Origin of the sequence: Alcanivorax sp. (genome assembly GCF_019431375.1) — a bacterium.
GTDB lineage: Bacteria > Pseudomonadota > Gammaproteobacteria > Pseudomonadales > Alcanivoracaceae > Alcanivorax > Alcanivorax jadensis_A.
Window position 1 is genome coordinate 3,214,198 of the sequence record NZ_CP080267.1, and the last position, 26,065, is coordinate 3,240,262.

Below are 26,065 nucleotides of genomic sequence, written 5' to 3' on the forward strand. Positions count from 1 at the left end.
CCATCGGAGAAAGTTGCCGCTATGCTAGCATAGGCGACGCCGCTAACACTCGGACAGGCCACTGATTATGGTGGCCGGTTTCTGGATCGGGACACCCATCGACTATGCGCACTTTTTATTCCGCTCTCTGGTATCTGCTGCTTCCCTTTCTGTTCCTGCGGCTGTGGCTGCGCGGGCGTCAGGCGCCGGCCTATCGTCAGCGCTGGAAGGAACGGATGGCCTGGGGCTACCGGCCCGGTACCCTGAAAAACAGTCTCTGGGTTCATGCGGTGTCGGTGGGGGAAACCCTGGCAGCGGTGCCGATGATAGAGCGGTTGCTGGCGGATTATCCGGATACGCCGCTGCTGGTCACGACCACCACGCCCACCGGTTCGGAGCGGGTGAAGGCCCTGTTCGGTGACCGGGTTACCCATGTCTATTGTCCCTGGGAGTTGCCCACGGCATTGAACCGTTTTCTTCGTGCCTTTGATCCGAAAACGGTGGTCGTGCTGGAGACCGAGCTGTGGCCCAACCTGTGTGCGGCGGTGAAGCGTCACGGTGCCAAATTGATGCTGATGAATGGGCGGCTGTCGGAGAAAAGCTACCGGGGCTACAGCAAATTTCCCCGTCTGGTGCGGCCCATGATGGCGCGCTTCGATGCCCTGGCGGTGCAGACCCCGGTGGAACGGGAGCGCTATGTGGCCCTGGGGGCCTGGCCAGAACGGGTCCATGCCATCGGCAGCGTGAAATTCGATATGAGCCTGGACGACACCGTGCGCCAGGCGGCAGGCGATTTACGTGCTGCTATCGGCGAGCGCCCGGTGTGGATCGCCGCCAGTACCCATCCGGGTGAAGATGAACCGGTGCTGGCGGCGCACAAGGCGCTGCTGGGAGCGGCGCCGCAGACGCTACTGGTGCTGGTGCCCCGGCACCCGGAGCGGTTCGATAGCGTGGCTCAGCTGGTCCGCCAGCAGGGGCTTGACCTGGCCCGGCGCAGCAAGCAGGACACCATCGCCGCCGCCACCCAGGTTTATCTGGCCGATACCATGGGCGAGTTGTTGATGTTGTTCGGGGTGGCGGACGTGGCCTTTGTGGGCGGCTCCCTGGTGCCGGTGGGTGGGCACAATCTGCTGGAACCGGCCGGCTGGGGAAAGCCGGTGCTCACCGGCCCTCACCTGCACAACTTTACTGCCATCTCCAATCTGCTGGATGACGCCGGTGCCCTGACCCTGGTGGACAATGCGGATGCCCTGGCCATTGCCCTGCAGGGCCTGTTCCGTCACCCGGAACGACGCCAGAGTCAGGGGCAGGCCGCCGCAGCGGTGGTGGACGCCAATCGTGGGGCGTTGGAGAAGGGACTTGAGCTGATTAGTGAACAGTTAACAGTGAATAGTTAACAGCGACGCGGAAGGACTTTTACAGCATTAAACGCAAGAGGCCGCGCCCATGCATTGGGCGCGGCCTCTTGGCTTTCAGAGCACTGTTGCGCTCACACGCGCAACTATTAACTGTTCACTGTTAACTATTCACTGCTCTTCAGTATCGTGTTTCCGGCACCAGCGCGTCGCTGCGGCCTTCCAGGTCCGGCTGGTAGATGTTCAGAGTTTCCGTGTCCGACAACCACTGGTTGATGGCCGCCAGGTCGCCCTGCTGCAGGTCGCCGGTGGTGGATTTCAGGGTCAGGGAGTTGATGATGTAGTCGTAACGGGCGTTGGCATAGTCGCGCTCGGCGGCGAACAGCGCCTGTTGGGCGTTGAGCACGTCCACCACATTACGGGTGCCTACCTCGTAGCCGGACTGGGTGGCCTCCAGGGCAGAGCGGGCAGAACGAATGGCCTGCTTGCGGGCGCTCACGCGCAGGGCGTCGGCTTCCACCGTGCGGTAGGCGCTGCGTGCCTGCTGGATGATGTCGCGCAGGGCCTGCTGATATTCAAAGTTGGCGGCATCCGCGCGCAGGGCGGCTTCCTTGCGACGGCTGTTCAGGCCGCCACCCTGGAAAACCGGAAGGTTCACTTCAACACCGATTTGCTTGGACTCAAAATCCGGATTCACGCCATTGGCAAAGCCTGCACCACCGCTGTCTTCCGGTGCGGTATGGGAGTGTTGATACTGCGCCACCAGCTGTACCTGGGGAAGCTGGGCGCCGAGCTGACGCTTGGCAGTTTTTTCGCTCAGCTCGGAGTTATAGCGAGCGGCCAGTAGCTGTGGGTTCTGGGCCCTGGCCTTTTCGATCCAGTCGTTCATGTTGGCGGGCTGGGGGCCGTCCATGGGTAGCGCATCTTTCAGTTCCGACAGGGTTTCCCAGCGTTGCCCGGTTAGGGTTTCCAGCTGGTCGCGGGCGATGTCGTACTGCTGCTGGGCCACAATCAGGTTCACCCGGGTCAGGTCATAGGTGGCCTGGGCTTCTTCCACATCGGTGGCGGGCACCAGTCCCACATCGAAACGCTCCTGGGTCTGTTCCAGCTGACGACCGATGGCTTTTTCTTCGGCCTTGGCGGACACCAGGGTGTCCCAGGCGCGCAGTACACCGAAGTAGCCCTGGGCCACGCGCAACACAAAATCCTGTCGTGCTTGTTCGAAATTAGCCTGCGCAATATCGGTGCTGGACTGTGCTTCCTTGTAGCCGTACCAAGCATCAACACGGAACAGAGGCTGCGTCAGTTGCAGTGTGGTGGTTTCTGTCCCGAAATCCTGGGTGACCCCCAGCTCTTCCAGTTCTCTCTCATTATCATATCGCCCATAGCTGGCGGACACATTGGGAAAGAGGGCAGCGCGGCCCTGTACCAGCAGTTGCTGATCCGCGTCCCAGCTCATGCGGGCGGCCCGCCAGGTGCCGTCATAGCTCCAGGCGGCGTTGGCGATCTGGACCAGATCAGCGGCGTGGACGGAACTGGCCAGTGAGGTCAGCATGAGAACGAGGATCTTGGTTGGGCTGCGCTTCATTCTGGTGCACTCTTTCCTGGGTGAGTTTGGTCATTATAGTACTGGCTGGTACAGAAAATTGATACGGCTTCTGTCACACCGGTGTTGCGGTTGTTTGGCCAATGGGCGCTGGCGTATAGTGTCCGCCATTCCTGTCTTTTCCCATGTATTCTGGAGGCCGACGTGCCAGACGATCAGCGCCCCGTCACCGCTAATACCATTGATGAATCCTGCCAGCCTATCGCCGGTTCGCATAAAATTTATGTCACCGGCTCGCGCCCGGACATTCGTGTCCCGATGCGTGAAATTCGCCAGAGTCCGACCCCGCTGGCAGACGGAAAGTTCGAGGATAACCCGCCCGTCACTGTCTACGATACCTCCGGCCCCTATACCGACCCGGATGTGACTATCGATGTGCGTCAGGGACTGGCGCCGATCCGCATGAACTGGATTCAAGAACGGGATGATACCGAGCAACTGGACGGTTTGACCAGTGTTTACGGGCGCAAACGCGCCAATGACCTGAAAACGGCCGGGTTGCGCTTCCAGCACACCCGCGTTCCGCGTCGTGCCAAAGCTGGCAAAAATGTGACCCAGATGCACTATGCCCGCCAGGGCATCATCACCCCGGAAATGGAATTTATCGCCATCCGCGAGAACCAGCGGTTGCGTGAACACCGGGAAGCGGGGCTGCCCATGGATCAGCATCCGGGGCAGGATTTTGGTGCCAGCATCCCGGCGGAAATCACCCCGGAATTTGTCCGTGACGAAGTGGCCCGAGGCCGGGCGGTGATTCCGGTGAACATCAACCACCCGGAAATCGAGCCGATGATCATCGGCCGTAACTTCCTCACCAAGATCAACGCCAACATCGGCAACTCGGCGGTGACCTCTTCCATTGAGGAAGAAGTGTCCAAGATGACCTGGGCCACCCGCTGGGGCGGCGATACGGTGATGGACCTGTCCACCGGCGACAATATTCACGAAACCCGCGAGTGGATCCTGCGTAACTCGCCGGTACCCATTGGCACCGTGCCGATTTACCAGGCGCTGGAAAAGGTCAATGGCGTGGCCGAAGACCTGACCTGGGAAATCTTCCGTGACACCCTGATCGAGCAGGCCGAGCAGGGGGTGAGCTACTTCACCATCCACGCCGGGGTGCTGCTGCGCTATGTGCCGATGACCGCCAACCGGGTCACCGGCATCGTGTCCCGTGGCGGTTCCATCATGGCCAAGTGGTGTCTGGCGCACCATAAAGAGAGCTTCCTCTACACCCATTTTGAAGACATCTGCGAGATCATGAAGGCCTATGATGTGACCTTCAGTCTCGGCGATGGCCTGCGTCCCGGCTCCATTGCCGATGCCAACGACGAGGCCCAGTTCAGCGAACTGCGCACCCTGGGCGAGCTCACCAAGATCGCCTGGGAGCACGACGTGCAGGTGATGATCGAAGGCCCCGGCCATGTGCCCATGCACATGATCAAGGCCAACATGGACGAGCAGCTGAAGCACTGTGGCGAAGCGCCGTTCTATACCCTGGGGCCGCTGACCATCGATATCTCCCCCGGCTACGATCACATTTCCAGCGCCATCGGCGCCGCCATGATCGGCTGGTACGGCACCGCCATGCTTTGCTACGTGACGCCCAAGGAGCACCTGGGCCTGCCCAACCGGGAAGACGTGAAGGAAGGCATCATCACCTACAAGATCGCCGCCCATGCGTCGGATCTGGCCAAGGGCCATCCGGGCGCCCAGCTGCGCGACAACGCCCTGTCCAAGGCGCGTTTCGAGTTCCGCTGGGAAGACCAGTTCAATCTGGGTCTGGATCCGGATCGTGCCCGGGAATTCCACGATGAAACCCTGCCCAAGCAGGCCCACAAGGTGGCGCATTTCTGTTCCATGTGCGGGCCCAAGTTCTGCTCCATGAAGATCAGCCAGGAAGTCCGTGAGATCTACGGCGATGGCAGGGAACAGGTGGCGCAGGCGGACGCGGAAGCGGGCATGGAAGAGAAATCCCGGGAGTTCCGTGAAAAGGGCAGCGCCCTTTATCATGAAGCCAATGAGTGATCTGAAGCCGCTGTTCGGCCCCGATGACGTGGAAGTGCTGGAACGGGACACCCCGTTCCAGGGCTTCTTTCGTGTCGATACCCTGACCCTGCGTCACCGGCAGTACAACGGTGGCTGGGGCAAACCGGTGCGCCGGGAGCTGTTTGTGCGCCCGCGGGCGGCGGCGGTGCTGCCCTACGATCCCCGCCGTGGCGAGATTCTGCTGGTGGAACAGTTCCGCGTGGGCGCGCTGGAGTGGCGGCAGTCGCCCTGGTGCCTGGAGCTGATTGCCGGCATTGCCGACAAGGACGGCGAAAGTGCCGCCGACCTGATTCGCCGTGAAGCCATGGAAGAAGCGGGCATCACCCTGGGCGAGATGGAGCCCATCGCCGCCTACATGCCTAGCCCCGGTGGCACCAACGAGCGCCTGCAGGTGTTTGTGGGCCAGGCGGATCTGGCAGGGGCGGGCGGCATCTTCGGTTGCCCGGACGAGGGCGAGGATATCCGCGCGGTGACCGTGCCGGTGGCCGATATCCCTGAGTTGCTGGAATCCGGGCTGGTGGATAACGCGGCGTCCCTGATTGCTCTGCAGTGGCTGCTGTTGCACCGCGACCGGCTGGATGCAGCCTGGGACGGAGTATGAAACGCCGCGATCGCTACCGGCTGGATTTCCGGGCTCTGATGAGCCAGTGCGAGGAAAACTACGCTCGCATGCTGCCGCTGATGAAGGCCATGGGCGACCGCGACAGCATGGACGTGGAGCTGGGCCACAGCCATCACACCCATACCCTGCAACTGCGGGTGCTGGAGCGCTCCCCCTACACCACCACCGTGCGCCTGGAAGACCAGGAATTGCTGGATGTGCTGCCGGCGTCACGGCTGACCGTGCGGCTGTATCACGATGCGCGCCTGGCGGAAGTCACCGAAGCGCGCCCTTCCGGCGGGTCAATGCCCGCTATACCTACCCCAACCGGAATATGCACCAGCGCGACGAGAAAGTGCAGTGGAACCGCTTTCTGGCCGAGTGGCTGCGCCATGTCCATGATCATGGCCGCGATGCGGGCAACGACTGGCGTCGCCGGGTAACTGGCAATAACTAACGGCTAGCTGCACCCTTCAGGCCACGCTGAGTACGCAAGGAGTTATCCAGAGGCTCCCTAAGGGGATGCGATGGTTTTCCGCTGTTCACTATTAACTATTCACTGTTAACTGCATCTTCACAGCGCCACGTCCATGCCTCCAGCTTGATGCGCTGAATGCCGCGATGGTGGTTATCCATCAGAAACACGCGCCGGTCTTTCAAGACTGCCCGGTTGCCGTCGGCGTGTTTGATGGCCTTGAACAGTTTCTTTTTGGCATTGTTTTCGATCCAGGCGTCACTGAACAGTAGCCCCTGGAGTTTGCCACCGGATTCGATGGTGACGGTGTCCCCTGCCTGGCAGCCGCTGGGTGCGTTTTCCAGAAGATAGACCTTGTCGGCCTGGCCGGCTGAGGCCAGTAATAACAGCGCGATGCTGAGCAAGCTGCGCATAGTGTTTCCTTTTTTGTTATTCGCCGCAGGCGCGGCGTGCTTTTTCCACGTTCTCCCGCAGGTGTTGCGGGTTGATGGTGCCGGCAATGATACTGCCGACGCCGGGGGTGCCAAGGATCCTGTTCATGCTTTCCTGCACCGGGTCTTGCCCTTCGCTGCACAGATGACCGCTGGCAAAGGCCTTCTTGATCAGGATGCCCTTGTTTCTGGCGGCGGCGTGTTCGATCACCGGTAGCTCTTCATCATGGGCCAGGTTGTAGGTGACCATGGCCACGTCTGCCTGGTTGAGGGTGTCGATGCCGCCGGCCACGGTCTTGCTGGACATGCCGGTGGCGCGGATCAGGCCGGCCTTCTTCAGATCGTTCAGGGCGTCCAGGGTGCCCATCTTGAGGACGTCCAGATCGTTGCCGTCGGAATGCACCAGCACACAATCCAGGTAGTCGGTATTGAGTCGCTTGAGGCTGCGCTCCACCGAGGTGCGCACATGTGCCGGGGAGAAATCGAAGTGGCTGTCGCCGCTGTCGTTATCGAATTCCTCGCCCACCTTGGTAACGATGACCCAGTGTTGGCGATCGCGGAGCAGTTGTCCCAGACGTTCTTCGCTGCGGCCATAGGCCGGTGCGGTGTCGATCAGGTTCAGGCCCAGATCCCGGGCCTGGGCGATCAGCTCTACGACGGCCTTGTCATCGGGAATGGTAAAGGCGCCGGGGTATTTCACCCCCTTGTCGCGACCGATTTTTACCGTGCCCAGACCGAGAGCGCTGACGGTTAAGCCTGTGTTGCCCAACGGGCGCATGAAAGCCATGAAGACTCCTGAATCATTCTCGCTGTAGGAGCGCCGCTTGAGGCGCGAATTGTACTTGGGAAAGCCGTCGCAAGTAGGTTCGCGCCTCAAGCGGCGCTCCTACAGGGGGATCAAAAACAGCGGTGCCAGTACGGCACGCCCATGGGCGCTTGTTCCAGCGCTGCTGGCACCGTTAGCGGTGCCCCCGGTTCCAGTCCGCTCTCTTTCACCAACGCCATCACTCTGTCGCCCAGATCCGGAGCCAGGGTGAGTTTGGTGGGCCAGGCGACGATCAGGTTTTGATCGCGATGCGCGTAGGCGTTGTCCGGTTTTACCAGGGCCTGCTGTTTTGGCTCGGCGCGGGTTACGTTGAGCACGGCGAATTGGGCCTGGCTGAAATCGAGCCAGGGAAACAGGTGTTTCAGTTCGTCGCGGCCAGCAGTCAGTTGTTCTTCATCGCTGCGCTCCACGCCCCGTTCCGCCAGGTCGCCGCCCAGATACCAGACCACCTTGCCGTCCGGGCAGTCGTGGGTGGTGACGGTGAGTACCGGTTTGTTGCTGGTGCCAACACAGTGAGCATAGAGGCGGTGGCCCAGATCGTGTTTCACCAGCAGCATTTTCAGTGGCCGCAGCTGGCTGTGTTCCTCTGGCAGCAGGCGGGCCTGGTGGGCGCCGTCCAGCAGTGCCGGGTTGCCATTGCCGGCGGACAGGATGGTCAGGGCCGGTTCGATACGCTGGCCATTGATGGTCACCGCCTTCAGCCCTTGCTCTCCCCATTCCAGAGAATCGCGTTCCATATCGAAGGCCAGCAGGCGTTCACGCACCGGCGCGGCCAGGGTGTCGATGAGTGATTCGGTGTTGATGACCAGATCATCCAGCTTGTAGACATTGCCCTTGAAGGCCTTGTCCGCCAGAGCGGAAGGGAAGTGGTCCCGCTTCAGTTTTTCGATGCGCCCGCGCAGCATCTTGCTGGCGAAGAAGTTGGTCATTCGCGAGGCCACCGAGCCACTGGACCACATGTGCTGGGTATCGCTGAGCACCTGCAGTTGACGCAGGTCCACCGGGTCGTCGCCGGCCATGGCGGCACGCCAGCGGTCCGGCATGGCGGCGATGGATTCCGATTCGCTGGACAGGTTGCCGCCGAGGGCATACTTGAGGCCGCCGTGAATGATGCCCTGGCTGGCCAGGGTCTGGTCGCCGCCCAGGGTGCCGGTTTCCAGCAGCAGGCACTGGTAACCGGCGGCGTGGAGCCGGTTGATCAGCCACAGGCCGGCAATGCCGCCGCCGAAGATCAGGATGTCGGGTTTCAGAGGGGAGTTACTCATGGCTCACCATCGGAGAAAGTTGCCGCTATGCTAGCATAGACGCGTCGGGCGTCAGACGTCCGGCGTCCGACGTCCGACACAAGAAGCCCTATGCGAATCTTTTATTCTGCCCTCTGGTATTTGCTCCTTCCCTTTCTGTTCCTGCGCCTGTGGCTGCGCGGTCGGCAGGCGCCGGCCTATCGCCAGCGCTGGAAGGAACGCATGGCCTGGGGGTATCGCCCCGGCACACTGAACAACAGCATCTGGGTGCACGCGGTATCGGTGGGGGAAACCCTGGCGGCGGTGCCGATGATCGAGCGGTTGCTGGCGGATTACCCGGATACGCCGCTGCTGGTGACGACTACCACGCCCACCGGCTCGGAGCGGGTGAAAGCCCTGTTCGGAGACCGGGTGACCCATGTCTATTGCCCCTGGGAGTTGCCAACTGCCTTGAACCGTTTCCTGCGAGCCTTTGATCCGAAAACGGTGATTGTGCTGGAAACCGAACTGTGGCCAAACCTGTGTGCGGCGGTGAAACGTCACGGTGCCAAACTGATGCTGATGAACGGGCGCTTGTCGGAGAAAAGCTATCGGGGCTACAGCAAGCTTCCCCGCCTGGTGCGGCCGATGATGGCGCGCTTCGATGCCCTGGCGGTGCAGACCCCGGTGGAACGGGAGCGTTATATCGCCCTGGGTGCCTGGCCGGAGCGGGTGCATGCCATCGGCAGTGTGAAGTTCGACATGAGCCTGGACCACACCGTGCGGCAGGCGGCAGGGGATTTACGTGCCGCTATTGGCGAGCGTCCGGTGTGGATCGCCGCCAGTACCCATCCCGGTGAAGACGAACCGGTGCTGGCAGCGCACAAGGCTCTACTGGAAACGGCACCGCAGACCCTGCTGATGCTGGTGCCCCGCCACCCGGAGCGGTTCGACAGCGTGGCCCAGCTGGTTCGCCAGCGGGGGCTTGGCCTGGCCCGGCGCAGCAAGCAGGAGGCTGTCGCGGCCGACACCCAGGTTTACCTGGCCGATACCATGGGCGAGTTGTTGATGTTGTTCGGGGTCGCGGACGTGGCCTTTGTGGGCGGTTCCCTGGTGCCGGTGGGTGGCCACAATCTGCTGGAGCCCGCCGGTTGGGGAAAGCCGGTGCTCACCGGCCCGCACCTGCACAACTTTACCGCCATCTCCAATCTTCTGGATGACGCCGGTGCCCTGACCCTGGTGGACAATGCGGATGCCCTGGCCATTGCCCTGCAGAGCCTGTTCCGCCACCCGGAACGATGCCAGAGTCAGGGGCAGGCCGCCGCAGCGGTGGTGGATGCCAATCGTGGGGCGTTGGAGAAGGGACTTCGACTGATTAGTGAACAGTTAACAGTGAATAGTTAACAGCGACGCGAAAGGACTTTTACAGCATTAAACGCAAGAGGCCGCGCCCAATGTATGGGCGCGGCCTCTTGGCTTTCAGAGCAGTATTACGCTTACACGCGCAACTATTAACTGTTCACTGTTAACTATTCACTGCCCTTTTCAGTATCGTGTATCCGGCACCAGCGCGTCGCTGCGGCCTTCCAGGTCCGGCTGGTAGATGTTCAGGGTGTTGGTGTCAGACAGCCACTGGTTGATGGCCGCCAGGTCGCCCTGCTGCAGGTCGCCGGTGGTGGATTTCAGGGTCAGGGAGTTGATGATGTAGTCGTAACGGGCGTTGGCATAGTCGCGCTCGGCGGCGAACAGCGCCTGTTGGGCGTTGAGCACGTCGACCACGTTACGGGTGCCCACTTCGTAGCCGGACTGGGTGGCTTCCAGGGCCGAGCGGGTGGAGCGGATCGCCTGGCGGCGCGCGTCCACGCGCAGGGCGTCGGCTTCCACGGTGCGGTAGGCACTGCGCGCGTCTGCTGGCTGACGTCGCGGATCGGGCCTGCTGGTACCGCTGGCCGGCGGCGTCGGCACGCAGGGCGGCCTCCTTGCGCTGGCTGTTGAGGCCGCCACCGCGGAACAGCGGCACGGTTACTTCAATGCCGATCTGTTTGAATTAGTGTCCGGTTGCGTCGAGTAGAATTGCCGTGAGTGGATTGCCGGGATCGCCTCCCGAGACGCTTGATCGGTATTGTGGTTGTGCTGATACTCAGCGAACAATTGAACCTTTGGAAGCATGGCCCCCAGTTGTCGGTCGGCCGTAAAACCCGCTCTTTGGCGCTGTAGCGGGCGGCCAGAATCTGCGGATTCTGGTACGCGGCCTTATCGATCCAGGCATTCATGTTTGACGGTTGCGGGCCCTCCATCGGCAGATTGTCGCGCAACTCCGCCAGCGTTTCCCATTTACGACCAGTGAGCGTTTCTAGCTGGTCGCGGGCGATATCATATTCCTGCTCGGCGACGATCAGGTTCACCCGGGCCAGGTCGTAGGCGGCGCGCGCTTCTTCCACATCGGTGCTGGCCACCAGGCCCACGTCGAAACGTTCCTGGGTTGTTCCAGCTGCCGGCTGATCGCCTTTTTCTCTTCGGCCTGGGCGGACACCAGGGTGTCCCAGGCGCGCAGCACGCCGAAGTAGCCCTGCGCCACGCGCAGCACGAAATCCTGGCGGGACTGTTAGAACTCGGCCTGGCTACAATATCGAGGTCAGCGACTTGGCTTCCTTGTAGCCGTAGAAGGCATCAAGGCGGAACAGCGGCTGCGTTAGTTGCACCGTGGTGGAACGAGTGCCGAAATCTACCGTCTGACAGGTCCCAGTCGATTCAAGTTTGGTCTGATTTCCGAATAGCGGTGGCTGGCATCGATGGTGGGAAAGCAGCGCGGCTCGGCCCTGTACCAGCAGTTGCTGATCCGCGTCCCAGCTCTGGGGCGGCCCGCCAGGTGCCGTCGTAAGCCCAGGCGGCGTTGGCGACTTCCACCAGATCAGCGGCGTGGACGGCACTGGCCAGTGAGGTCAGCATGAAGAACGAGGGGCGTTGTTGGGCTGCGCTTCATTCTGGTGCACTCTTTTGTGTGTCTGGTTAATCATTATGGTACTGGCTGGTACAGAAAATTGACACGGCCTGTTCACACCAGTTCCGCGGTTGTTTGGCTGATGGGCGCTGGCGTATAGTGTCCGCCATTCCTGTCTTTTCCCATGTATTCTGGAGGCCGACGTGCCAGACGATCAGCGCCCCGTCACCGCTAATACCATTGATGAATCCTGCCAGCCTATCGCCGGTTCGCAAAAAATTTATGTCACCGGCTCGCGCCCGGACATTCGTGTCCCGATGCGGGAAATTCGCCAGAGTCCGACCCCGCTGGCAGACGGAAAGTTCGAGGATAACCCGCCCGTCACTGTCTACGATACCTCCGGCCCCTATACCGACCCGGATGTGACCATCGATGTGCGTCAGGGGCTGGCGCCGATTCGCATGAACTGGATTCAAGAACGGGATGATACCGAGCAACTGGACGGTTTGACCAGTGTTTACGGGCGCAAACGCGCCAATGACCTGAAAACGGCCGGGTTGCGCTTCCAGCACACCCGCGTTCCGCGTCGTGCCAAAGCTGGCAAAAATGTGACCCAGATGCACTATGCCCGCCAGGGCATCATCACCCCGGAAATGGAATTTATCGCCATCCGCGAGAACCAGCGGTTGCGTGAACACCGGGAAGCGGGGCTGCCCATGGATCAGCATCCGGGGCAGGATTTTGGTGCCAGCATCCCGGCGGAAATCACCCCGGAATTTGTCCGTGACGAAGTGGCCCGGGGCCGGGCGGTGATTCCGGTGAATATCAACCACCCGGAAATCGAGCCGATGATCATCGGCCGTAACTTCCTCACCAAGATCAATGCCAACATCGGTAACTCGGCGGTGACTCTTCCATTGAGGAAGAAGTGTCCAAGATGACCTGGGCCACCCGCTGGGGCGGCGATACGGTGATGGACCTGTCCACCGGCGACAATATTCACGAAACCCGCGAGTGGATCCTGCGTAACTCGCCGGTACCCATTGGCACCGTGCCGATTTACCAGGCGCTGGAAAAGGTCAATGGCGTGGCCGAAGACCTGACCTGGGAAATCTTCCGTGACACCCTGATCGAGCAGGCCGAGCAGGGGGTGAGCTACTTCACCATCCACGCCGGGGTGCTGCTGCGCTATGTGCCGATGACCGCCAACCGGGTCACCGGCATCGTGTCCCGTGGCGGTTCCATCATGGCCAAGTGGTGTCTGGCGCACCATAAAGAGAGCTTCCTCTACACCCATTTTGAAGACATCTGCGAGATCATGAAGGCCTATGATGTGACCTTCAGTCTCGGCGATGGCCTGCGTCCCGGCTCCATTGCCGATGCCAACGACGAGGCCCAGTTCAGCGAACTGCGCACCCTGGGTGAGCTCACCAAGATCGCCTGGGAGCACGACGTACAGGTAATGATCGAAGGCCCCGGCCATGTGCCCATGCACATGATCAAGGCCAACATGGACGAGCAGCTCAAGCACTGTGGCGAAGCGCCGTTCTATACCCTGGGGCCGCTGACCATCGATATCTCCCCCGGCTACGATCATATTTCCAGCGCCATCGGCGCCGCCATGATCGGCTGGTACGGCACCGCCATGCTCTGCTATGTGACCCTGGCCCGATGACCGGAGGTATCTGGCAACTGGACGATCAGAGTTCACCAAACCCAGCTGTGAGACTGACTTGATCGCCGGTTTAAATCCGCTTACCGGCTCTCGCCCGGGGACCGATTGGGTACGAGCATGGTGGATTTCAGGGTCAGGGAGTTGATGATGTAGTCGTAACGGGCGTTGGCATAGTCGCGCTCGGCGGCGAACAGCGCCTGTTGGGCGTTGAGCACGTCGACCACGTTACGGGTGCCCACTTCGTAGCCGGACTGGGTGGCTTCCAGGGCCGAGCGGGTGGAGCGGATCGCCTGGCGGCGCGCGTCCACGCGCAGGGCGTCGGCTTCCACGGTGCGGTAGAAGGTGCGCGTCTGCTGGCTGACGTCGCGGATCGTCTGCTGGTACCGCTGGCCGGCGGCGTCGGCGAGCAGGGCCGCCTGCTTGCGCTGGCTGTTGAGGCCGCCACCGCGGAACAGCGGCACGGTTACTTCAATGCCGATAGTCTTTGAATTAGTGTCCGGTTGCGTCGAGTAGAATTGCGTGAGTGGATTGCCGGGATCGCCTCCCGAGACGCTTGGATCGGTATTGTGGTTGTGCTGATACTCAGCGAACAATTGAACCTTTGGAAGCATGGCCCCCAGTTGTCGGTCGGCCGTAAAACCCGCTGCTTTGGCGCTGTAGCGGGCGGCGAGAATCTGCGGATTCTGGTACGCGGCCTTATCGATCCAGGCATTCATTTTTGACGGTTGCGGCCCCTCCATCGGCAGATTGTCGCGCAACTCCGCCAGCGTCTCCCATTTACGACCAGTGAGTGTTTCTAACTGGTCGCGGGCGATATCGAATTCCTGCTCGGCGACGATCAGGTTCACCCGGGCCAGGTCGTAGGCGGCGCGCGCTTCTTCCACATCGGTGCTGGCCACCAGGCCCACGTCGAAACGTTCCTGGGATTGTTCCAGCTGCCGGCTGATCGCCTTCTCCTCGGCCTGGGCGGACACCAGGGTGTCCCAGGCGCGCAGCACGCCGAAGTAGCCCTGCGCCACGCGCAGCACGAAATCCTGGCGGGACTGGTAGAACTCGGCCTGGGCTACGGAGGTCAGCGACTTGGCTTCCTTGTAGCCGTAGAAGGCATCCAGGCGGAACAGCGGTTGCGTTAGCGTCACCGAGGTGGAACGAGATCTACCGTCTATCTCCAGGTCACCCGTCGATTCGTAGGTTTGGTTGATTTCCGAATAGCGGTGGCTGGCATCGATGGTCGGCAGCAGCGCGGCCCGCCCCTGTACCAGCGTTTCCTGATCCGCTTCCCAGGTCTGGCGGTCGGCGCGCCAGGTACCGTCGTAATCCCAGGCGGCGTTGGCGACTTCAGTAAGGTCAGCGGCCTGAACGGCACTGGCCAGTGAGGTAAGAAGAAGAACTAGGGGCGTTGCCGGGCTACGCTTCATTCTGGTGCACTCTTTTTGTGTGTCTGGTTAATCATTATGGTACTGGCAAGTACAGAAAATTAACACCGCCTGTTTGGGCCAGTTCCGCGGTTGTTCGGCTGTTGGGCGCTGGCGTATAGTGTCCGCCATTCCTGTCTTTTCCCATGTATTCTGGAGGCCGACGTGCCAGACGATCAGCGCCCCGTCACCGCTAATACCATTGATGAATCCTGCCAGCCTATCGCCGGTTCGCAAAAAATTTATGTCACCGGCTCGCGCCCGGACATTCGTGTCCCGATGCGGGAAATTCGCCAGAGTCCGACCCCGCTGGCAGACGGAAAGTTCGAGGATAACCCGCCCGTCACTGTCTACGATACCTCCGGCCCCTATACCGACCCGGATGTGACCATCGATGTGCGTCAGGGGCTGGCGCCGATTCGCATGAACTGGATTCAAGAACGGGATGATACCGAGCAACTGGACGGTTTGACCAGTGTTTACGGGCGCAAACGCGCCAATGACCTGAAAACGGCCGGGTTGCGCTTCCAGCACACCCGCGTTCCGCGTCGTGCCAAAGCTGGCAAAAATGTGACCCAGATGCACTATGCCCGCCAGGGCATCATCACCCCGGAAATGGAATTTATCGCCATCCGCGAGAACCAGCGGTTGCGTGAACACCGGGAAGCGGGGCTGCCCATGGATCAGCATCCGGGGCAGGATTTTGGTGCCAGCATCCCGGCGGAAATCACCCCGGAATTTGTCCGTGACGAAGTGGCCCGGGGCCGGGCGGTGATTCCGGTGAACATCAACCACCCGGAAATCGAGCCGATGATCATCGGCCGTAACTTCCTCACCAAGATCAACGCCAACATCGGCAACTCGGCGGTGACCTCTTCCATTGAGGAAGAAGTGTCCAAGATGACCTGGGCCACCCGCTGGGGCGGCGATACGGTGATGGACCTGTCCACCGGCGACAATATTCACGAAACCCGCGAGTGGATCCTGCGTAACTCGCCGGTACCCATTGGCACCGTGCCGATTTACCAGGCGCTGGAAAAGGTCAATGGCGTGGCCGAAGACCTGACCTGGGAAATCTTCCGTGACACCCTGATCGAGCAGGCCGAGCAGGGGGTGAGCTACTTCACCATCCACGCCGGGGTGCTGCTGCGCTATGTGCCGATGACCGCCAACCGGGTCACCGGCATCGTGTCCCGTGGCGGTTCCATCATGGCCAAGTGGTGTCTGGCGCACCATAAAGAGAGCTTCCTCTACACCCATTTTGAAGACATCTGCGAGATCATGAAGGCCTATGATGTGACCTTCAGTCTCGGCGATGGCCTGCGTCCCGGCTCCATTGCCGATGCCAACGACGAGGCCCAGTTCAGCGAACTGCGCACCCTGGGCGAGCTCACCAAGATCGCCTGGGAGCACGACGTGCAGGTGATGATCGAAGGCCCCGGCCATGTGCCCATGCACATGATCAAGGCCAACATGGACGAGCAGCTGAAGCACTGTGGCGAAGCGCCGTTCTATACCCTGGGGCCGCTGACCATCGATATCTCCCCCGGCTACGATCACATTTCCAGCGCCATCGGCGCCGCCATGATCGGCTGGTACGGCACCGCCATGCTTTGCTACGTGACGCCCAAGGAGCACCTGGGCCTGCCCAACCGGGAAGACGTGAAGGAAGGCATCATCACCTACAAGATCGCCGCCCATGCGTCGGATCTGGCCAAGGGCCATCCGGGCGCCCAGCTGCGCGACAACGCCCTGTCCAAGGCGCGTTTCGAGTTCCGCTGGGAAGACCAGTTCAATCTGGGTCTGGATCCGGATCGTGCCCGGGAATTCCACGATGAAACCCTGCCCAAGCAGGCCCACAAGGTGGCGCATTTCTGTTCCATGTGCGGGCCCAAGTTCTGCTCCATGAAGATCAGCCAGGAAGTCCGTGAGATCTACGGCGATGGCAGGGAACAGGTGGCGCAGGCGGACGCGGAAGCGGGCATGGAAGAGAAATCCCGGGAGTTCCGTGAAAAGGGCAGCGCCCTTTATCATGAAGCCAATGAGTGATCTGAAGCCGCTGTTCGGCCCCGATGACGTGGAAGTGCTGGAACGGGACACCCCGTTCCAGGGCTTCTTTCGTGTCGATACCCTGACCCTGCGTCACCGGCAGTACAACGGTGGCTGGGGCAAACCGGTGCGCCGGGAGCTGTTTGTGCGCCCGCGGGCGGCGGCGGTGCTGCCCTACGATCCCCGCCGTGGCGAGATTCTGCTGGTGGAACAGTTCCGCGTGGGCGCGCTGGAGTGGCGGCAGTCGCCCTGGTGCCTGGAGCTGATTGCCGGCATTGCCGACAAGGACGGCGAAAGTGCCGCCGACCTGATTCGCCGTGAAGCCATGGAAGAAGCGGGCATCACCCTGGGCGAGATGGAGCCCATCGCCGCCTACATGCCTAGCCCCGGTGGCACCAACGAGCGCCTGCAGGTGTTTGTGGGCCAGGCGGATCTGGCAGGGGCGGGCGGCATCTTCGGTTGCCCGGACGAGGGCGAGGATATCCGCGCGGTGACCGTGCCGGTGGCCGATATCCCTGAGTTGCTGGAATCCGGGCTGGTGGATAACGCGGCGTCCCTGATTGCTCTGCAGTGGCTGCTGTTGCACCGCGACCGGCTGGATGCAGCCTGGGACGGAGTATGAAACGCCGCGATCGCTACCGGCTGGATTTCCGGGCTCTGATGAGCCAGTGCGAGGAAAACTACGCTCGCATGCTGCCGCTGATGAAGGCCATGGGCGACCGCGACAGCATGGACGTGGAGCTGGGCCACAGCCATCACACCCATACCGGTGGAACAGTTCCGCGTGGGCGCGCTGGAGTGGCGGCAGTCGCCCTGGTGCCTGGAGCTGATTGCCGGCATTGCCGACAAGGATGGGGAAAGCGCCGCCGACCTGATCCGCCGTGAAGCCATGGAAGAAGCGGGCATCACCCTGGGCGAGATGGAGCCCATCGCCGCCTACATGCCCAGCCCCGGCGGCACCAACGAGCGCCTGCAGGTGTTTGTGGGTCAGGCGGATCTGGCAGGCGCGGGTGGCATCTTTGGTTGCCCGGATGAGGGCGAGGACATCCGCGCGGTGACCATACCGGTGGCCGATATCCCTGAGCTGCTGGAATCCGGGCTGGTGGATAACGCGGCGTCGCTGATTGCCCTGCAGTGGCTGTTGTTACATCGCGACCGGCTGGATGCGGCCTGGGACGGGGCATGAAACGCCGCGACCGCTACCGTCTGGATTTCCGTGCCCTGATGAGCCAGTGCGAGGAAAACTACGCCCGCATGTTGCCGCTGATGAAGGCCATGGGCGACCGCGACAGCATGGACGTGGAGCTGGGTCACAACCACCACACCCATACCCTGCAACTGCGGGTGCTGGAGCGCTCCCCCTACACCACTACCGTGCGCCTGGAAGACCAGGAATTGCTGGATGTGCTGCCGGCGTCACGGCTGACCGTGCGGCTGTATCACGATGCGCGCCTGGCGGAAGTCACCGAAGCGCGCCCCTTCCGGCGGGTCAATGCCCGCTATACCTACCCCAACCGGAATATGCACCAGCGCGACGAGAAAGTGCAGTGGAACCGCTTTCTGGCCGAGTGGCTGCGCCATGTCCATGATCATGGCCGCGATGCGGGCAACGACTGGCGTCGCCGGGTAACTGGCAATAACTAACGGCTTTCGGCTGTAAAGAATTGCTAACCATGTCCTGATCTTGGACGTCTTTCCTAGAAAAGTGCCATCATCTTGGTTATAAGTGATCCATGAGTGTTGTGGGAACACTCGGGAGCGGATCCAGTGCCTCCCAAACGGGAATAATAAATCGAGGACGGGAGCGGGGATCTTGACGCAGCAGTTGCAGCCCCTTCGAGTAGTGCAGTTATCGGACTGCCATCTGTTTGCCGATACACAAGGCAAATTGTTGGGTCTGAATACCCAGTTCAGCCTGGAAAAAGTGCTGGAGCTGATCCATCGTGAGCAGCCCAACCCGGACCTGATTCTGGCCACCGGGGATCTGTCCCAGGATGCTTCCCTGGAGTCCTATCAGCGGCTTGGTGAGGCTCTGTCATCCTTTACCGCACCGGTGTACTGGCTGGAGGGCAACCACGACAAGCCTGCCCCCATGCTGAAGGCCCTGAATTGCGATCGCGAGCGTATGAGTCCCTGTGTGCTGGTGAAATTTCTGGATGACGCCCTGGCAGCAGCAAATGGCGAGCATCTGATGGTGTGTCTGCATCATCACCCGGTCCCCATGGAGTGTGCCTGGCTGGACACCCAGGTGGTAGGCAGCGCCGAACAGTTTTTTGCCGTGATCGACCGTCACCCCCGGGTACGCGCTATTATCTGGGGCCATGTGCACCAGGAATACGACGAGCAGCGCAACGGTGTTCGCCTGTTGGCAGTGCCCAGCACCTGCGTGCAGTTCAAACCAAAAAGCGAAGACTTCGCCGTGGACGACGCCAACCCCGGCTACCGTTGGTTGGACCTGCACCCGGACGGTCGCATCGACACCGCCGTGAGTCGGGTGGAGGGGATTACCTTTGAGGTGGACTTCTCGGTGAAGGGCTACTGATCAGTTAACAGTTAATAGTGAATAGTTAACAGCGAAACCGCTTGACTCCACAACCGGGCCTGCCAGCATCGTCACTGTTCACTGTTCACTGTTCACTGTTCACTGTTCACTGTTCACTGTTAGCACTGTTCACTGTTCAACAGGTTCCCATGGAGTGTGCCTGGCTTGACACCCACAACCGAACAGTTCTTTGCCTGATCGACCGCCACCCCCGGGTACGCGCCATTATCTGGGGCCATGTGCACCACTGATGAGCAGCGCAACTGTTCACTGTTGCCCAGCACCTGCGTGCAGTTCAAACCGAAAAGCGAAGACTTCGCCGTGGACGACGCCAACCCCGGCACGTTGGTTTGCACCCGGACGGTCGCATCGATACAGCCGTGAGTCGGGTGGAGGGGATTACCTTTGAGGTGGACTTCAGCGTCAAGGGATACTGAGTTGCGAGTTGAAAGTTCAAAGTTGCAACGCGAGGCCGGGGCTTTTTTGAACTGATGGCCTGGTGCTCCGCGCTGGCCGTTAACGGTGGAACGCGGGCAAGGCTTTTCAGGCTGGCAGGGCTTCTTCCGCGCTTTTCAACTTTGAACTTTCAACTTGCAACTCCACCCCATCCCGTCAAACTCCCGGATAGTGCAGTAATCAGGAAAGGTCATGTCGGTTCCAGAAACCTCTCTCATCTATATCCACGGCTTCAACAGCTCCCCGGCGTCCCACAAGGCGACCCTGCTGCGACAGGTGTTCGAACGTGCCGGTTGTCCGGAACGGTTGCACGTGCCGGCGCTGCCGGTGGAGCCCAAGGCGGCCATGGCAGAGCTGGATGCGGTGATTGCCGGGGCCGGGCCGGTGGCGTTGCTGGGTTCATCCCTGGGTGGCTTCTATGCCACCTGGCTGGCCGAGCACCATGATTTGAAGGCGGTAATCGTAAATCCTGCCGTTAGACCCTGGCGACTACTGGACAAATACACAGGTATCCAGCATAACTATCACACCGGCGAGGCCTGGGAATTCAACCCGGCCTGGCTGGACGAGCTGAAGCGCTATGAAGTGCCGGCCATCAGCCAGCCGGAAAACCTGCTTCTGCTCACCCAGACCGGCGATGAAACCCTCGACTGGGAAGACGGCTGGGACTATTACGGGGACTGTCACCGCTATTGCGGCTTGGGTGGCAGCCACGGCTTTGATAACTTTGACGCCTTCATTCCGCTGATACTGCGGTTTTGTGGTATTGAAATACACGCCTGATGCCTGCGGCCAGACGCCTGACGCTTGATCCTGCCAAGCGTCCAGCGTCTGGCGTCATGCGTCTGGCGCTTCTGGAAAATCTATGGCCAATACTTATACGTCCGAAAATATTGAAGTTTTGTCGGGCCTCGACCCGGTGCGCAAGCGCCCGGGGATGTACACCGATACCTCCCGCCCCAACCACCTGGCCCAGGAAGTCATCGACAACTCGGTGGATGAAGCCCTGGCCGGCCATGCCAAATCCATCAAGGTCACCCTGCTGAAGGATGGCGGGGTGGAAGTGGAAGATGACGGTCGCGGCATGCCGGTGGACATGCACCCGGTGCAGAAAAAGCCCGGTGTGGAAGTGATCCTGTCCACGTTGCATTCCGGTGGCAAGTTCTCCAACAACAACTACCAGTTCAGCGGTGGTCTGCACGGGGTGGGCGTCTCGGTCGTGAATGCCCTGTCCACCAAGCTGGAGATCCTGGTGAAACGGGATGGTCAGCTGCACCGCATGGAATTCGGTGACGGTGAAAAGCGCAGCGACCTGGAAGTGGTCGACACCGTCGGCAAGCGCAACACCGGCACCATTCTGCGCTTCTGGCCCGACGCCAAGTATTTCGATTCACCGAAGATTTCCGTCTCCCGGCTCAAGCATCTGTTGCGCGCCAAGGCCGTGCTGTGCCCGGGCCTGCTGGTCACCCTGGACAACCAGGTCAGCGGTGAAACCGACAGCTGGCAGTTCGCCGATGGCCTGATCGAATACCTGCTGGAGTCCGGCCGCGGCTGGGAGCGGGTGCCGGATGAGCCCTTCAATGGTGCCATGAGCGCGGAAACCGAAGCGGTGGACTGGGCAGTAATGTGGTTGCCGGAAGGCGGCGAGCTGGTGCAGGAATCCTATGTGAACCTGATCCCTACTCCCCAGGGCGGTACCCACGTGAACGGGCTGCGCTCCGGGTTGCTGGAGGCCATGCGCGAGTTCTGCGAATTCCGCAACCTGTTGCCCCGTGGCGTAAAACTGACCCCGGAAGATATCTGGGACCGGGTTGCCTATGTGCTCAGCGTCAAGATGCAGGATCCGCAGTTTGCCGGCCAGACCAAGGAGCGCCTCAGCTCCCGGCAGACCGCGGCGTTTGTCTCCGGGGTGGTCAAGGATGCGTTCTCCCTGTGGCTGAACCAGCACACCGATGAGGCGGAGAAGCTGGCGGACCTGTGCATCAACAATGCCCAGAAACGATTGCGCGCCGCCAAGAAAGTCACCCGCAAGAAAGTCACCAGTGGCCCGGCACTGCCCGGCAAGCTGGCCGACTGCACCAGCGACGATCCTTCCCAGAGTGAAATCTTTCTGGTGGAAGGGGACTCGGCGGGCGGCTCTGCCAAGCAGGCCCGGGACCGGGTCTATCAGGCCATCATGCCCCTGCGCGGCAAGATCATGAATACCTGGGAAGTGGACTCCGCCGAAGTGCTTGGCAGCCAGGAGATTCACGATATTGCCGTGGCACTGGGTATCGAGCCGGGCAGCGATGATCTGGGCGCGCTGCGTTACGGCAAGGTGTGCATCCTCGCCGATGCGGATTCCGATGGTCTGCACATCGCCACCCTGATCTGTGCCCTGTTCCTGCGACACTTCCCGGCGCTGGTGAAGAATGGTCATGTCTTCGTGGCCATGCCACCGCTGTACCGCATCGACGTGGGCAAGGACGTTTACTACGCCCTGGACAAGGAAGAGCGCGAAGGGGTGCTGGACCGCATCAAGGCCGAGAAGAAGCGCGGCAAGGTCAACGTCACCCGCTTCAAGGGGTTGGGCGAAATGAACCCGCTGCAACTGCGCGAAACCACCATGGCCCGGGACACCCGCCGGCTGGTACGCCTGGAAGTGACCGGCGGCGACGACACCCACCAGCTGATGGATATGTTGCTGAGCAAGAAGCGCGCCTCCGATCGCAAGATCTGGCTGGAAGAGAAAGGCAATCTGGCGGAGATCTGAGTTGCAAGTTGAAAGTTTCAAGTTGCAAGGCGCGGGAGATGACGTGCGAATCGGCAAGGCCGCGCCCGCGAACCACCGTTAACGGCCAGCGCGGAACGCATACCGTTCTGTGAACAACTACCCTGGCCTCGCGTTGTGACTTTCAACTTGAAAATTGCAACTCCTTGCGCCGAAAGAATGTATGGCCTATCGGCACTTACCGGTGCTGGGTAAATAAGAAGGCATTGAAGAAATGGCTGATGAATTCGAAAGTTTTCCCTTAAGGGAATATACCGAAAAAGCGTACCTGGATTATTCCATGTACGTGATTCTTGACCGGGCGCTGCCCAATATCGGTGACGGCCTCAAGCCGGTGCAGCGGCGTATTGTCTACGCCATGAGCGAGCTGGGCCTGAAGGCCACCGCCAAGTACAAGAAGTCCGCCCGTACCGTGGGTGACGTGCTGGGTAAGTATCATCCCCATGGTGATTCTGCCTGTTACGAGGCGATGGTGTTGATGGCGCAGCCGTTCAGCTACCGCTATCCGCTGGTGGATGGCCAGGGTAACTGGGGTAGTGCGGACGATCCGAAATCGTTCGCTGCCATGCGTTACACCGAATCCAAACTGGCCCCCTATGCGGAAGTGCTGCTTTCCGAATTGGGTCAGGGCACGGTGGAATGGGTGCCCAACTTCGATGGCACCATGGACGAGCCCAAGCTGCTGCCGGCCCGTCTGCCCAATGTGTTGCTGAACGGCACTACCGGTATCGCGGTGGGCATGAGCACGGATATTCCACCGCACAACCTGCGTGAAGTGGCCAATGCCTGTATCCATCTGCTCAAGGACCCGGGCGCCTCTCTGGATGATCTGATGCAGTACATCCAGGGGCCGGATTTCCCCACCGAGGGGGAGGTGATTACTTCCCAGAACGACATCATCCGCATGTATGCGGAGGGCAAGGGCTCACTCAAGCAGCGTGCCGTGTATGAGCGCGAGGAAGGTGACATCGTCATCACTGCCTTGCCCTACCAGGTGTCCGGCGCCAAGGTGCTGGAACAGATCGCCGACCAGATGCAGAAGAAGAAACTGCCCATGGTCAGCGACCTGCGCGATGAATCGGATCATGAAAACCCCACCCGTCTGGTGATCACCCCGCGCTCCAACCGGGTGGATATTCCGCAGTTGATGAGCCACCTGTTTGCCACCACGGATCTGGAAAAGAACTACCGGGTAAACCTGAACATGATCGGCATAGACGGCCGGCCACAGGTAAAAAGCCTGGATATGATTCTCAACGAGTGGCTGCAGTTCCGTATGGTCACCGTGCGCCGCCGTCTCCAGCATCGTCTCGACAAGGTGCTGGAGCGGTTGCACCTGTTGGAAGGTTATTTGATCGCTTACCTCAATATCGATGAGGTGATCCATATTATTCGTACCGAAGACGCACCGAAGCCGGTGCTGATGGAGCGTTTCGGTATTTCTGATCGCCAGGCGGAAGCCATCCTCGAACTGAAGCTGCGCAACTTGGCCAAGCTTGAGGAAATGAAGATCCGTGGTGAGCAGGATGAGCTAAACGAAGAGCGGGAAAAGTTGGAAGAAACACTGGGTTCAACCGCCAAAATGAAAAAGTTGGTGGCCAAGGAACTGCAGGAAGACGCGGACAAGTATGGCGACGACCGTCGCTCGCCGCTGGTTGAGCGTGATGCGGCGTCTGCGCTGGATGAAACCGATCTGGTCAGCGCCGATCCGGTCACCGTGGTGTTGTCCGAGAAAGGCTGGGTGCGCTCCGCCAAGGGCCATGAGGTGGACGTGGTCGGCCTCAGCTACAAGGCCGGTGACAAGTACAAGGCTTCGGCCCAGGGTAAATCCAACCAGCCGGTGTGCTTTATCGACAGCACTGGGCGCAGTTACTCCCTGCCGGCCCACACCCTGCCCAGTGCCAGAGGTCAGGGGGAACCCCTGTCCGGCCGGGTCAATCCACCGTCCGGGGCCAGCTTTATGGCGGCGGTGATGGGCAAGGAAAAGGATGCCTACCTGATGAGCACCGATGCCGGTTACGGCTTTGTGGTGCGCTACGGGGATTTGCTGGCCAACAAGAAGGCGGGCAAGACGGTGCTGTCGGTACCCAAGGGTGCCAGGGTGCTGCCGCCGAAGCCGATTGCGTCCACCGAGGACGATCTGATTGCGCTGGTTTCCAACGAAGGCCGTCTGTTGGTGTTCCCGGTGAAGGAACTGCCGGAAATGGCACGGGGCAAGGGCAACAAGATGATGTCCATCCCTGCTGCCCGGGTGGCGGATCGGGTGGAGTTCGTGCAGGACATGCAGGTGCTGGGGCCGCAGGATGCCCTCACCATCCATGCCGGCAAACGCCACCTGACCTTGAAGGCCAGCGACCTGGAGCACTATTACGGGGAGCGGGGTCGCCGCGGTGCCAAGCTACCGCGTGGTTTCCAGAATGTGGACCAGATGGCGGTGGAGCGTAAAGGCGAGTAGTGTCGCCCCATCGCTCAGTAATAAAAAAACGGCACGCTTCAGCGTGCCGTTTTTTTTTGCTTTGTCACGGCTCATCCAGCAGCCAGGTTCGTCATGTGAAAGATGACTCCCATACCGTAAGGGCGCGCTGTGGGAAGCGATGCTTGCATCGCGAAGATGCCTGCCCCTTGCCCGACACACTTGCGTGATTGTGAGAAGCGGGTTTAATAACCTTGCTGACGGAGTAAAAAAAACAGGAGTGTGTGCATGGGTGCCACGATAACAGGCGTTGTCACCGCAATATTGTTACTGCTGAATACGCTGGTGCTAATTGGCCCCATGATGCTGGTGGCGTTGCTCAAGGTGATTCTGCCGGGTGCGCGAGCCCGCCAGCTCTGTTCCTCGGTGGTCATGGGTATTGCTGAAACCTGGGCCGAGATCTGCAAGGGTATCTTTGCGCTGATGACGCCTACCCAGTGGGATATTCGCGGGGTGGAGGACTTGCGCGGTGATACCTCCTATCTGGTGGTCAGCAACCATCAGTCCTGGGTGGATATTCCTGCGCTGGTGCAGGCGTTCAATCGCAAGACCCCGTATTTCAAGTTTTTTCTCAAGAAGGAACTGATCTGGGTGCCGTTTCTGGGCCTCGCGTTCTGGGCGCTGGATTACCCGTTCATGAAGCGTTACAGCAAGGCGTTCCTGGACAAGAATCCGCACCTGAAGGGCAAGGATCTGGAGATTACCCGGCAGGCCTGTGAGAAATTCCAGGGGATACCGGTGACGGTGGTGAACTTCCTGGAGGGCACCCGCTTTACCGCTGAAAAACACCGCAATCAGCAATCCCCTTACCGACATCTCCTCAAGCCCAAGGCCGGCGGAGTGGCGTTTGTACTGGCCGCTCTGGGCGACAATCTGGATGCCCTGCTGGACGTGACGATTCTTTACCCGGAGGGAACGCCACCAGGGTTTTGGGACCTGCTTTGCGGCCGGGTGTCGCGGGTGGTGATCGATGTGCAGACCCGGGCCCTGGACCCGGCCCTGTGGCGCAGTGATTACCAGGAAGACCCGGTCTTCCGGGCGGAAATGCAGCAGTGGGTCAGTGATCTGTGGGCGCAAAAGGATGCACGTCTGGTGCAGATGGCAGAGCAGGAAAAGGGTGACAGGGCCCTGTCGGGGGAACGCGCCAGCAGCGAGTAACGAGCCGCGAAAGGCATTGCTCCCTCTTTCACGGGGCGAGA

Annotated in this window: 21 protein-coding genes and 2 pseudogenes; 16 read left to right on the top strand and 7 right to left on the bottom strand. The window is 60.7% G+C overall.

Going from position 1 to position 26,065, the window contains the following annotated elements:
* Positions 1–104 precede the first annotated feature (104 nt).
* A complete protein-coding gene (gene waaA / locus KZ772_RS15080; RefSeq protein WP_290537333.1) occupies positions 105–1,376 on the top strand; it encodes a lipid IV(A) 3-deoxy-D-manno-octulosonic acid transferase in 1,272 nt (423 codons plus the stop codon).
* Between the two features lie 139 nt (positions 1,377–1,515).
* Here waaA (KZ772_RS15080) and KZ772_RS15085 read toward each other — a convergent pair whose 3' ends face one another.
* The gene (locus tag KZ772_RS15085; RefSeq protein WP_290537334.1) at positions 1,516–2,922 is read right to left on the bottom strand and encodes a TolC family outer membrane protein; all 1,407 of its coding nucleotides are present in this window, start codon (positions 2,920–2,922) and stop codon (positions 1,516–1,518) included.
* 162 nt (positions 2,923–3,084) lie between these two features.
* Here KZ772_RS15085 and thiC (KZ772_RS15090) point away from each other — a divergent pair, with 162 nt between their 5' ends.
* The 3 genes and pseudogenes from thiC (KZ772_RS15090) (at position 3,085) to KZ772_RS15100 (ending at position 6,047) form a co-directional block, all read left to right on the top strand.
* Positions 3,085–4,968, top strand: coding sequence for a phosphomethylpyrimidine synthase ThiC (thiC, locus tag KZ772_RS15090; protein ID WP_290537335.1), 1,884 nt, complete (start codon positions 3,085–3,087; stop codon positions 4,966–4,968).
* Positions 4,961–5,590, top strand: coding sequence for an NUDIX domain-containing protein (locus KZ772_RS15095; RefSeq protein ID WP_290537336.1), 630 nt, complete (start codon positions 4,961–4,963; stop codon positions 5,588–5,590). Before thiC (KZ772_RS15090) ends, KZ772_RS15095 begins: the two co-directional genes overlap by 8 nt.
* Positions 5,591–5,697: 107 nt before the next feature.
* Positions 5,698–6,047 (top strand): annotated as a pseudogene (locus KZ772_RS15100) (DUF1249 domain-containing protein).
* A 95-nt stretch (positions 6,048–6,142) separates the two neighbouring features.
* On the opposite strand, the gene KZ772_RS15105 reads toward KZ772_RS15100, so the two are convergent.
* From KZ772_RS15105 to KZ772_RS15115, 3 genes are all read right to left on the bottom strand, one after another.
* The gene (locus KZ772_RS15105; RefSeq protein ID WP_290537337.1) at positions 6,143–6,478 is read right to left on the bottom strand and encodes a hypothetical protein; all 336 of its coding nucleotides are present in this window, start codon (positions 6,476–6,478) and stop codon (positions 6,143–6,145) included.
* 16 nt (positions 6,479–6,494) lie between these two features.
* Positions 6,495–7,283, bottom strand: coding sequence for an aldo/keto reductase (locus KZ772_RS15110; protein WP_290537338.1), 789 nt, complete (start codon positions 7,281–7,283; stop codon positions 6,495–6,497).
* Positions 7,284–7,393: 110 nt separating this feature from the next.
* The gene (locus tag KZ772_RS15115) at positions 7,394–8,587 is read right to left on the bottom strand and encodes an FAD-dependent oxidoreductase (RefSeq protein WP_290537339.1); all 1,194 of its coding nucleotides are present in this window, start codon (positions 8,585–8,587) and stop codon (positions 7,394–7,396) included.
* Between the two features lie 90 nt (positions 8,588–8,677).
* Here KZ772_RS15115 and waaA (KZ772_RS15120) point away from each other — a divergent pair, with 90 nt between their 5' ends.
* Positions 8,678–9,949 (top strand): lipid IV(A) 3-deoxy-D-manno-octulosonic acid transferase, encoded by a 1,272-nt coding sequence (gene waaA, locus KZ772_RS15120; RefSeq protein ID WP_290537340.1) that lies wholly within the window; start codon positions 8,678–8,680, stop codon positions 9,947–9,949.
* Between the two features lie 141 nt (positions 9,950–10,090).
* On the opposite strand, the gene KZ772_RS15125 is transcribed toward waaA (KZ772_RS15120), so the two are convergent.
* Both KZ772_RS15125 and KZ772_RS15130 read right to left on the bottom strand, forming a co-directional pair.
* Positions 10,091–10,510: a TolC family protein gene (locus KZ772_RS15125; RefSeq protein ID WP_290537341.1), complete on the bottom strand. Its 420-nt coding sequence runs from the start codon at positions 10,508–10,510 to the stop codon at positions 10,091–10,093.
* A 62-nt stretch (positions 10,511–10,572) separates the two neighbouring features.
* Positions 10,573–11,010 carry a hypothetical protein gene (locus KZ772_RS15130; protein ID WP_290537342.1) on the bottom strand — a complete coding sequence of 146 codons (438 nt, stop codon included), beginning with the start codon at positions 11,008–11,010 and terminating at the stop codon, positions 10,573–10,575.
* Between the two features lie 715 nt (positions 11,011–11,725).
* Between KZ772_RS15130 and thiC (KZ772_RS15135) the strand changes: the two are divergent.
* A pseudogene (gene thiC, locus KZ772_RS15135) lies at positions 11,726–13,149 on the top strand (phosphomethylpyrimidine synthase ThiC); the annotation flags it as partial.
* Positions 13,150–13,241: 92 nt separating this feature from the next.
* Here thiC (KZ772_RS15135) and KZ772_RS15140 read toward each other — a convergent pair.
* A complete protein-coding gene (locus KZ772_RS15140; RefSeq protein ID WP_290537343.1) occupies positions 13,242–14,579 on the bottom strand; it encodes a TolC family outer membrane protein in 1,338 nt (445 codons plus the stop codon).
* Positions 14,580–14,741: 162 nt separating this feature from the next.
* Here KZ772_RS15140 and thiC (KZ772_RS15145) point away from each other — a divergent pair, with 162 nt between their 5' ends.
* From thiC (KZ772_RS15145) to KZ772_RS15190, 10 genes are all read left to right on the top strand, one after another.
* A complete protein-coding gene (gene thiC, locus KZ772_RS15145; protein WP_290537344.1) occupies positions 14,742–16,625 on the top strand; it encodes a phosphomethylpyrimidine synthase ThiC in 1,884 nt (627 codons plus the stop codon).
* A complete protein-coding gene (locus tag KZ772_RS15150; RefSeq protein ID WP_290537336.1) occupies positions 16,618–17,247 on the top strand; it encodes an NUDIX domain-containing protein in 630 nt (209 codons plus the stop codon). The genes thiC (KZ772_RS15145) and KZ772_RS15150 overlap by 8 nt, the downstream gene beginning before the upstream one ends.
* A complete protein-coding gene (locus tag KZ772_RS15155; protein WP_290537345.1) occupies positions 17,244–17,510 on the top strand; it encodes a hypothetical protein in 267 nt (88 codons plus the stop codon). The genes KZ772_RS15150 and KZ772_RS15155 overlap by 4 nt, the downstream gene beginning before the upstream one ends.
* Entirely contained in the window at positions 17,410–17,811 is a 402-nt protein-coding gene (locus KZ772_RS15160) for an NUDIX domain-containing protein (RefSeq protein ID WP_290537346.1), read from the top strand. Before KZ772_RS15155 ends, KZ772_RS15160 begins: the two co-directional genes overlap by 101 nt.
* Positions 17,808–18,269, top strand: coding sequence for a DUF1249 domain-containing protein (locus KZ772_RS15165; protein ID WP_290537347.1), 462 nt, complete (start codon positions 17,808–17,810; stop codon positions 18,267–18,269). Before KZ772_RS15160 ends, KZ772_RS15165 begins: the two co-directional genes overlap by 4 nt.
* A 169-nt stretch (positions 18,270–18,438) precedes the next feature.
* The gene (locus KZ772_RS15170; RefSeq protein WP_290537348.1) at positions 18,439–19,167 is read left to right on the top strand and encodes a metallophosphoesterase; all 729 of its coding nucleotides are present in this window, start codon (positions 18,439–18,441) and stop codon (positions 19,165–19,167) included.
* A gap of 648 nt (positions 19,168–19,815) precedes the next feature.
* On the top strand, positions 19,816–20,406 hold the full coding sequence (locus KZ772_RS15175; RefSeq protein ID WP_290537349.1) for a YqiA/YcfP family alpha/beta fold hydrolase: 591 nt from the start codon (positions 19,816–19,818) through the stop codon (positions 20,404–20,406).
* 82 nt (positions 20,407–20,488) lie between these two features.
* Positions 20,489–22,375, top strand: a complete 1,887-nt coding sequence (parE, locus tag KZ772_RS15180; protein WP_290537350.1) for a DNA topoisomerase IV subunit B — start codon at positions 20,489–20,491, stop codon at positions 22,373–22,375.
* A gap of 232 nt (positions 22,376–22,607) precedes the next feature.
* Complete coding sequence (gene parC, locus KZ772_RS15185) at positions 22,608–24,848, top strand: DNA topoisomerase IV subunit A (RefSeq protein WP_290537351.1); 2,241 nt, start codon at positions 22,608–22,610, stop codon at positions 24,846–24,848.
* Positions 24,849–25,094: 246 nt separating this feature from the next.
* Positions 25,095–26,024, top strand: coding sequence for an acyltransferase (locus tag KZ772_RS15190; RefSeq protein WP_290537352.1), 930 nt, complete (start codon positions 25,095–25,097; stop codon positions 26,022–26,024).
* Positions 26,025–26,065 lie beyond the last annotated feature (41 nt).

Coding starts and splice junctions, on each gene's coding strand:
- waaA (WP_290537333.1), top strand. CDS start 105: ATGCGCACTTTTTATTCCGCTCTCTGGTATCTGCTGCTTCCCTTTCTG.
- waaA (WP_290537340.1), top strand. CDS start 8,678: ATGCGAATCTTTTATTCTGCCCTCTGGTATTTGCTCCTTCCCTTTCTG.
- KZ772_RS15165 (WP_290537347.1), top strand. CDS start 17,808: ATGAAACGCCGCGACCGCTACCGTCTGGATTTCCGTGCCCTGATGAGC.
- KZ772_RS15155 (WP_290537345.1), top strand. CDS start 17,244: ATGAAACGCCGCGATCGCTACCGGCTGGATTTCCGGGCTCTGATGAGC.
- KZ772_RS15105 (WP_290537337.1), bottom strand. CDS start 6,478: ATGCGCAGCTTGCTCAGCATCGCGCTGTTATTACTGGCCTCAGCCGGC.
- KZ772_RS15095 (WP_290537336.1), top strand. CDS start 4,961: ATGAGTGATCTGAAGCCGCTGTTCGGCCCCGATGACGTGGAAGTGCTG.
- KZ772_RS15175 (WP_290537349.1), top strand. CDS start 19,816: ATGTCGGTTCCAGAAACCTCTCTCATCTATATCCACGGCTTCAACAGC.
- KZ772_RS15115 (WP_290537339.1), bottom strand. CDS start 8,587: ATGAGTAACTCCCCTCTGAAACCCGACATCCTGATCTTCGGCGGCGGC.
- parE (WP_290537350.1), top strand. CDS start 20,489: ATGGCCAATACTTATACGTCCGAAAATATTGAAGTTTTGTCGGGCCTC.
- parC (WP_290537351.1), top strand. CDS start 22,608: ATGGCTGATGAATTCGAAAGTTTTCCCTTAAGGGAATATACCGAAAAA.
- KZ772_RS15085 (WP_290537334.1), bottom strand. CDS start 2,922: ATGAAGCGCAGCCCAACCAAGATCCTCGTTCTCATGCTGACCTCACTG.
- KZ772_RS15110 (WP_290537338.1), bottom strand. CDS start 7,283: ATGGCTTTCATGCGCCCGTTGGGCAACACAGGCTTAACCGTCAGCGCT.
- KZ772_RS15150 (WP_290537336.1), top strand. CDS start 16,618: ATGAGTGATCTGAAGCCGCTGTTCGGCCCCGATGACGTGGAAGTGCTG.
- KZ772_RS15140 (WP_290537343.1), bottom strand. CDS start 14,579: ATGAAGCGTAGCCCGGCAACGCCCCTAGTTCTTCTTCTTACCTCACTG.
- KZ772_RS15190 (WP_290537352.1), top strand. CDS start 25,095: ATGGGTGCCACGATAACAGGCGTTGTCACCGCAATATTGTTACTGCTG.